Raw genomic sequence first — 6,918 nt, 5'->3', positions numbered from 1 at the left:
TCCGCGCCAATGGTACTGCGTCTTAAGACGTGGGAGAGTAGGTCGCCGCCAGGTCACCAAGCCTCAAGAGACGCTCAATCACCAAAGCATAAGCTTGCATCTTCATCACTTCAGAAACGCCCCGGCTCACCAGAGCCGGGGCGTTTCGGCGTTTGGTGCGCGCAATTCTGCATCGCTTCACCGGCTATTAATTTGTTTTTGGTGAATTCGGTGGATTGGACCGCCCGACGGCGGCGGTGTGGGGACGGCAATGGGCGATCCGGACGATCTTTTCGACATCTACCGCAAGGACCACGCCGCGGCGGTTCTGTCCGGACCCGCGCTTGCGACCGCCCTGTCCGACACCGTGCGGCGCAGCTTCACGCTGATCGAGGAACTGTGCGCCGACGTGACGCGCGCCCTTGCCCAGGCCCGCTACACGACCCGGCTGGCGCAGCCGGTGACGGACCGCTCCAGCTATGTGCGGATGGACCGGCAGTCGGAGAGTTTCCGCGACTATCTGAGGACCTGGAGCCAGCAGCGGGCCGAGAAGGGCAGCGGCGGCATGCATTGGGAAGCGCAGATCCTGGTCACCGATCATCGGCGGACGACGAAGGAGATCGGCATCGGCATCGCCTTCGAATGGCCCGGCACGGAAGGGGAGGGGAACCTCGCCTTCGTCGAATTCTGGCCGACCGGCGCCGGCGTGTCCCTGCCGTCCGATGCCCGCGGCTTCCAGCGGGCGCTCGTCGCCTGCATCATCAAGCTGGAACAGGCCGGCGAACTGGCCAGCGTCAAGGACCGCGGCTGAGCCTTACAGCGTCGCGTTCAGTCCGGAGGCCGAGAGTTCCACCGGCCGCCGTGCCTGCCCGTCGCGGGCATAGGTGCCGTCGCTGGATGCCTTCTCCAGCGCGGTCAGCAGATTGCGGTTGATGGTCAGCACCGCCTTGCGCAGAGCGACGAGACCGGAGGCATTGACGGTCACCGCCCGCTCCAGCCGGTCGATCCGCTCCAAGGTCATCGCCCGCAGATCGTCGGGCAGGCGAATGCCCTCGTCCCGCGCCCGCAGCACCGCCCCCTCCAGCTGCTCCGCCATCGCCGCCTTGCGGTGGGCGAAGGCCTCCAGCCGGTCGAGCATGCCGGCGGCGATGCAGGCGGACTCCTCCTCCAGGACCGCCGACAGCGCTTCCACCGCATCGAGGAAGTCACGCACCAGCAGGGCGGTGGCGCCGTCATAGCCGGGATCGGGAGCGGCGGGTCCTTCGGCCTGAACCTGCTCGGGCCGGCGCTCAGGGGCGAATTCGTGGATCAGGTCCTTGAGGGTGACGCTCATGACCGCTGCTGCTCCGCTTGCGCTGCATAGAGGCGGGCGATCTCGTCATGCGTCATCTTGCCGATGCCGAGCGTGCCCGACTCGGCGATCGCCTTGCCATATTCCTGCAGCATCATGCTGCGCCACGGCTTTTCCGCCGGACCGCCGCCGCCGAACAGCGGGCTTTCGCGCATGCCGGCGAACATGCTTTCCATCAGCTGGCCGACCAGCATCGCCTCGAACTCCTTGGCCACCTTGTCGGCTGCTGCAGGATTGGGGACGGCCGGCGTCGAGGGCGCGGCTGCGGCTGTGCTGCGGAGGGTCGTTGCGGCGATGTCCATCGTCGTCTCTCCATTGTGGTCTCCGGGGGTCAGATGATTTCCAGATCGGCGTGCAGGGCGCCGGCGGCCTTGATGGCCTGGAGGATCGCCACCATGTCGCGCGGCCCCACCCCCAGCGCGTTTAGCCCGTTGACCAGCTGTTGCAGGCTGACATTGCCGCCGACGGTCACGAACTGGCGGCCGTTGCCTTCCTGAACCTGCACGTCGGTGCGCGGCACCACGACGGTCGAGCCGTTGCTGAAGGGCTGCGGCTGCGACACCTGCGGCGTCTCGACGACGCGGACGGTCAGGTTGCCCTGGGTGATGGCGACACGGCTGACCCGCACATCATCGCCGATGACGATGGTGCCGCTGCGCTCGTCCACCACCACGCGGGCGATGGCGTCGGGGCGGACCGGCAGCTGTTCGATCTCGCCGATCAGGCGGGAGACGTTGCCGACATAGGAACCGGTAATCCGCACATCGACGGTTGTCAGATCCACCACCCGCGCATTCCCGGCGCCGAGCCGGCCATTCACCGCATCGGCGATGCGGATCGCCGTGGTGAAATCGGGGTTGCGCAACGCCATCCGCACCTGTCCGACATCGTTCAGCGCGAATTTCAGCTCGCGCTCCACCGTGGCGCCGTTGGCGATGCGGGCGGTGGTCGGGACGCCCTTGGTCACCGTCGCCGCCGATCCGCCGGCGGTGAAGCCGCTGACCGACAGCGGCCCCTGAGCCACCGCATAGGCCTCGCCATCCGCGCCCAGCAGCGGAGTCACCACCAGCGTGCCGCCCAGCAGGCTGGTGGCGTCGCCCAGCGCCGACACCGTCACGTCGACCGTGGTGCCCTGGCGCGGGAAGGGCGGCAGGCTGGCCGTCACCATCACCGCCGCGGCGTTGCGGGTGCGCAGGGTCTCGCCGCGGGTGTTGATGCCCAGCCGCTCCATCATCCCCTTCAGGCTCTGTTCGGTGAAGGGGGTGTTGATGAGGCGGTCGCCGGTGCCGTTCAGCCCGACCACCAGGCCATAGCCGACCAGCTGGTTGCGGCGGACCCCGTCGAAGGTGACCAGATCCTTCACCCGCGTCTGCGCCGCCGCCGGAGCGGGAGCCGCCGACAGCATGCCGAGCGCCAGCAGCAGCCCGCCGACCAGCGCCACGGCACGGCTGAAAACAGCACGGCGGAAAGCGGGCCGGGACCGGCGCGGAACGGGGAGCTGGATGCCGGGGCTCATGGTGATGCGGCCTAGAGGTAGTTGGTCAGGTGCAGCTTGGCGATGCGCGCGGTGGCGCTGGAGGTGGCGTCGATCTGCGCCTCCAGCTGGGTGATCCGCGTGCTGGCCTCATAGGGATCGACGCCTTCCAGATTGTCGATCTGCAGGCTGAGGATCGCCTTCTGCGTCTTGTGCTGCTCGGCCAGCGTGGCGACCTGGGCGCGCTGGATGCCGAGCTGCGCCGTCGCCTCCCGCAGCTTGCCGAGGCCGCCGGACAGCTTGTCCACCGCCGTCTTGATGTAGTCGGGATAGGCGTCGACATCCATTCTGGAGGTGTCGACCGCCGCCAGCATGTAGATGCCTTCCAGCATCTGCCGCATCATCGGGTCGTTGGCCTGCACGCCATAGGGAATGCTGGTCGACTCCGCCGGCCGGCCGCTGACGCGCGGCGCCGCCGCACCGCCCGGCTGCTGCGCCGTGGTGCCGGTGTAGAGGCCGCCCTCGAAGGTGTCGGTCAGCGGGGCGGGGGCCGGCGTCGCCGGGTCGCGTACGGCGAACAGGTCGTCGAGCCGGGCGATGACCGCCGCGGTCTCCGCCGCCGTCTTCGGCATCTCGGTACCGCCGGTGGCGGACTGGATGGCATCTTGGATGATCTGCATCGGCGAGCGCAGGCCCGACTTGTCGCCGTCGACATTGCGCATCGGCGGCTGGTCCAGCGCCGTGCCGGCGAACAGATAGCTGTTGCCGGACGCGGCGTTCAGCAGCCCGACCACCTGATCCAGCACGCCGCGCGCGCGGATCTGCAGCGAGGTTCCGGTCGGCGACTGCTGCCCCAGCCCGGTGGAGGCGGCGGCCAGCAGGTCGGTGCCCGACGCGATGATGCTGGTCATCGCGCTGTCCATCGTCTTCATCCGGCCGTCGAGCAGGTCGGTGGTCTTCACATACTCGTCGGTGCGATCGAACAGGTTGCGCAGCGCGATGTCGCGGCCGGTGCTGGCGCCGATGGTCGCGGCGACGTCGGCATGGAGGCCGGTCGACACTTCCTCGTTCGCGCGGGTCAGCTCCATCTGCTGCCGGGTCATGGTGCTTTGCAGCTTCCGGCTCATCCCCAGCGTGGACAGGGCGTTGTACAGCATCGGCTTACCCCTTGATCTGCAACAGGATGTCGATCATGCGGCCGGCGACCTGCACCACCTGGGCGCTGGCGCCATAGCTCTGCTCGATCAGCAGCAGCTTCTGCATCTCGTCATCGATGTTGACGCCGTCGCGGTTGATGCGGGCGGTCTCCAGCGTGTCGGCGCTGATCTTGCGCGCGTTCATCTCCGACTCCGCGCCGGTGCGATAGCCCTGCTGTGCCGATACCATCGCGGTGGCGTAGCTGCCGAGCGTCGCCGAGGCCGGCATGTCGGTGGCGGCGAAGCTGCGGGTGTCGGTGAAGACGGTCAGGAATTTGTTGAGCTGCGTCTGGTCGCCCGGCTCCAGCGGGGCCGTCGCCTGCACGCCGCTCTGCATCCGCCAGCTTTCCGTCCGCACCACGTCGTTGACGGTGATGCGCGAGGCCAGACCGGCGGTGGCGCCATAGGCCGCGCCGGCATCGGTGAACAGGCCGGGCTGGGTCGGATCGGTCTCCGCCCCCTGGAAGGCCTGGACGATGCCGGCCGCCAACTCGTCCAGTTGCGCCATCGCGCGGGGCATGTCCTGCTTGATGGTCTGGACATAGCCCATGATGCGGCCGCTCTGGATCTCGCTGTCCGGCTTGGCGGACAGGGAGACGCCGTTCGCCATCACCTCGTCCCCCAGCAGCGTCAGCGGCTGCTCGCCGGGCGCCAGCGGGTGGTCGAGCAGGGTCTGGCCGTTGCGGGTCATCACCACCGTCTGGCCGTCCTCACGGCTGTAGGTGCGGATGCCGATCTCCTGCGACACCTGATCGAGCAGGCGGTCGCGCTCGTCGCGCAGGTCGCCGGCATCGCCGCCGCGCGTTTCCAGCGTCGCGATCCTGCCGTTCAGGTCGCTGATGCGCTGAAGCGAGGTGTTGACCGCATCGACGGAGGTCTGGAGGCGGTCGCGGGCATCGTCCTGCACGGTCTGCGCCGCCTCGGCGGCCCGGTTCAGCCCGCCGGCCAGCGCCGCCGCCTGCGACACCACGGCGTTGCGGGCCGCATCGTCGTTCGGCATGTCGTGCAGGCGGGAAAAGGCCTGCTGCAGCTTCGACAGCTGGGTGGAGACCGACTTCTCGTCCTGCGGCTGCCCCAGCACCAGCGCATAGTCGGCCAGCGCCGAGGCACGCGCCTCCTGTCCGCTGTAACGGCTGGTCTCGAACCGCGCATCGCGGATCAGCAGTTCGTCCACCTTGCGGGCGACGGCGTCCACCCGTACTCCCGCGCCGCGGCCGGCGGTGGTGACCGCCGACAGGTCGAGGTCGCGGCGCACATAGCCGGCGGTGGTGGCGTTGGCGAGGTTGTGGGACACCATCGCCGCCTGCTGCTGCGTCGTGCGCAGGCCGGACAGGGCGGAGGTGAGGGCGAGTTGGACGCTCATGGCCGGGGCTCCGTCTGTGCTGGGCTCAACGCTTCAGGCGGGTGGTCTCTTCGACCAACTCGTCGGTGGTGCGCACCAGGGTGGCGTTCGACGAATAGGCGCGCTGCGTCTCGATCAGCGAGACCAGCTCGGTCGCGATGTCGACGTTCGACTGTTCCAGCGCGCTGCCGACGACGGTGCCGGCGCTGCCCTGCTTGCCGGCGCCCAGCGTCAGGGTCCCGGTCTCCGCCCCCAGCGTGTAGGTGTTGCCGTCCTGGGCGACCAGACCGTCGGGGTTGGTGACGGTGGCGATCGGGATCTGGTACAGCGCCTGCCGGGCGCCGTTGTCGTACATCACCCACAGCTTGCCGCCGTCGTCGATGTCGACCGAGGTGACCTGCCCGACCTTGGCGCCGTCGCCGGTGACGGTCGGCACGTAATCGCCGTTCAACTGCGTGAGGTTGCCGAGCGACATGGTGAAGCTGTCGGCCGCCGGCGTCGCCGGCGAGGTGACGGTGATGCCCGGCATCGGGTCGAGCGGCAGGCCGGCGCCGTCCACCGGCTTCCCGGCATAGGGGCCGGTCGCGGCGAAGGTCAGCGTCACCGGCGCGCCGCCGACGGTGTAGCCGGCCGGGCCGGTGGCGGTCAGCGTCCACTGGTTGGGGGCGGCGGCCTTGGTCCAGGTCAGCGACAGATCCAGCGGATTGCCCAGCCCGTCATAGAAGGTCGGGCTGCTGGTGAAGCTGTCGCCGGCGGCGGCCTGGGCCGGCAGGTTGCCGGAGAAATCCATCGTCGTGGTTTTGCTGCCGCCATAGACGAGGTTGCCGATGTTGACCGACTGCAGGTCGTCGAAGCGGGACTTGCTGACGTTCGGCATGGTGCCGTCGGGGTTCAGCTTCCAGGCTTCCAGATACTGGCCGGCGTTGTTGCGCAGGAAGCCGGTGTCGTCGGGCAGGAAGCTGCCGGCGCGGGTCAGCGAATATTCCGGGGTGCCGGCCGCCTTGTTGCCGACGACGAAGAAGCCGTTGCCGCTGATCGCCATGTCGGTGGCGGAGCCGGTGCCCATGATCGTGCCGTCCTGCTGCACCTGATAATGGGTGGCGGACTGCACGCCGCTGGCGGTGTAGGTGCTGCGGCTTCCGGGCGCGGTGACCAGGGTCGAGAAATCCACGGTGGCCCGCTTGTAGCCGACCGTCTGGGAATTGCTGATGTTGTCCGAAATGGCGGCAAGGCGCGAGCTTTGCGCGGACATGCCGCTGACACCGGACCGCATGGCGCTGTACAGGCTCATCCTTGGAATCCTCTGGTCAACCGTCGAACGGATGGGGGTTATGCGTCCCGGGATTCTCCGCGGATGACTGGCGGAGTTAACGGTAGCGAAGGGGTTTTAAAGGGGCTTTAAAGGAAAAGGCGGGGAGTTTTGTTAAAATGTATTGGGGATTTATTTGAAGGGTGTCGGCTGATGATGCCCCCTCCCTAACCCTCCCCCTCTTCGAGGGAGAGGGGACTGCCGCCGCTCTCCAAATAAGTTACGCCAACAAGCATCCTACCCCCTCTCCCGCGGAACGCGGGGGAG

7 protein-coding genes are annotated in these 6,918 nt (G+C 68.2%); 1 reads left to right on the top strand and 6 read right to left on the bottom strand.

Annotation, left to right across the window (positions count from 1 at the left end):
* Nucleotides 1–250: 250 nt before the first annotated feature.
* Nucleotides 251–790, top strand: coding sequence for a hypothetical protein (locus TSO5_RS31850; protein ID WP_109155363.1), 540 nt, complete (start codon nucleotides 251–253; stop codon nucleotides 788–790).
* A gap of 3 nt (nucleotides 791–793) precedes the next feature.
* On the opposite strand, the gene TSO5_RS31845 is transcribed toward TSO5_RS31850, so the two are convergent.
* The 6 genes from TSO5_RS31845 to TSO5_RS31820 are packed head-to-tail and all read right to left on the bottom strand — an operon-like array spanning nucleotide 794 to nucleotide 6,633.
* A complete protein-coding gene (locus TSO5_RS31845; RefSeq protein ID WP_109155362.1) occupies nucleotides 794–1,312 on the bottom strand; it encodes a flagellar protein FlgN in 519 nt (172 codons plus the stop codon).
* Nucleotides 1,309–1,632 carry a rod-binding protein gene (locus TSO5_RS31840; RefSeq protein WP_109155361.1) on the bottom strand — a complete coding sequence of 108 codons (324 nt, stop codon included), beginning with the start codon at nucleotides 1,630–1,632 and terminating at the stop codon, nucleotides 1,309–1,311. The genes TSO5_RS31845 and TSO5_RS31840 overlap by 4 nt, the downstream gene beginning before the upstream one ends.
* A 29-nt stretch (nucleotides 1,633–1,661) precedes the next feature.
* Nucleotides 1,662–2,846, bottom strand: a complete 1,185-nt coding sequence (locus TSO5_RS31835) for a flagellar basal body P-ring protein FlgI (protein WP_109155360.1) — start codon at nucleotides 2,844–2,846, stop codon at nucleotides 1,662–1,664.
* Nucleotides 2,847–2,857: 11 nt separating this feature from the next.
* Nucleotides 2,858–3,961, bottom strand: a complete 1,104-nt coding sequence (locus tag TSO5_RS31830) for a flagellin (RefSeq protein ID WP_109155359.1) — start codon at nucleotides 3,959–3,961, stop codon at nucleotides 2,858–2,860.
* A 4-nt stretch (nucleotides 3,962–3,965) separates the two neighbouring features.
* A complete protein-coding gene (gene flgK, locus TSO5_RS31825; protein ID WP_109155358.1) occupies nucleotides 3,966–5,363 on the bottom strand; it encodes a flagellar hook-associated protein FlgK in 1,398 nt (465 codons plus the stop codon).
* A gap of 25 nt (nucleotides 5,364–5,388) precedes the next feature.
* Nucleotides 5,389–6,633, bottom strand: coding sequence for a flagellar hook protein FlgE (locus tag TSO5_RS31820; protein ID WP_109155357.1), 1,245 nt, complete (start codon nucleotides 6,631–6,633; stop codon nucleotides 5,389–5,391).
* Nucleotides 6,634–6,918 lie beyond the last annotated feature (285 nt).

Source organism: Azospirillum sp. TSO5 (assembly GCF_003116065.1).
Lineage (GTDB): Bacteria > Pseudomonadota > Alphaproteobacteria > Azospirillales > Azospirillaceae > Azospirillum.
This window is presented reverse-complemented; position numbering and strand designations above follow the sequence as displayed.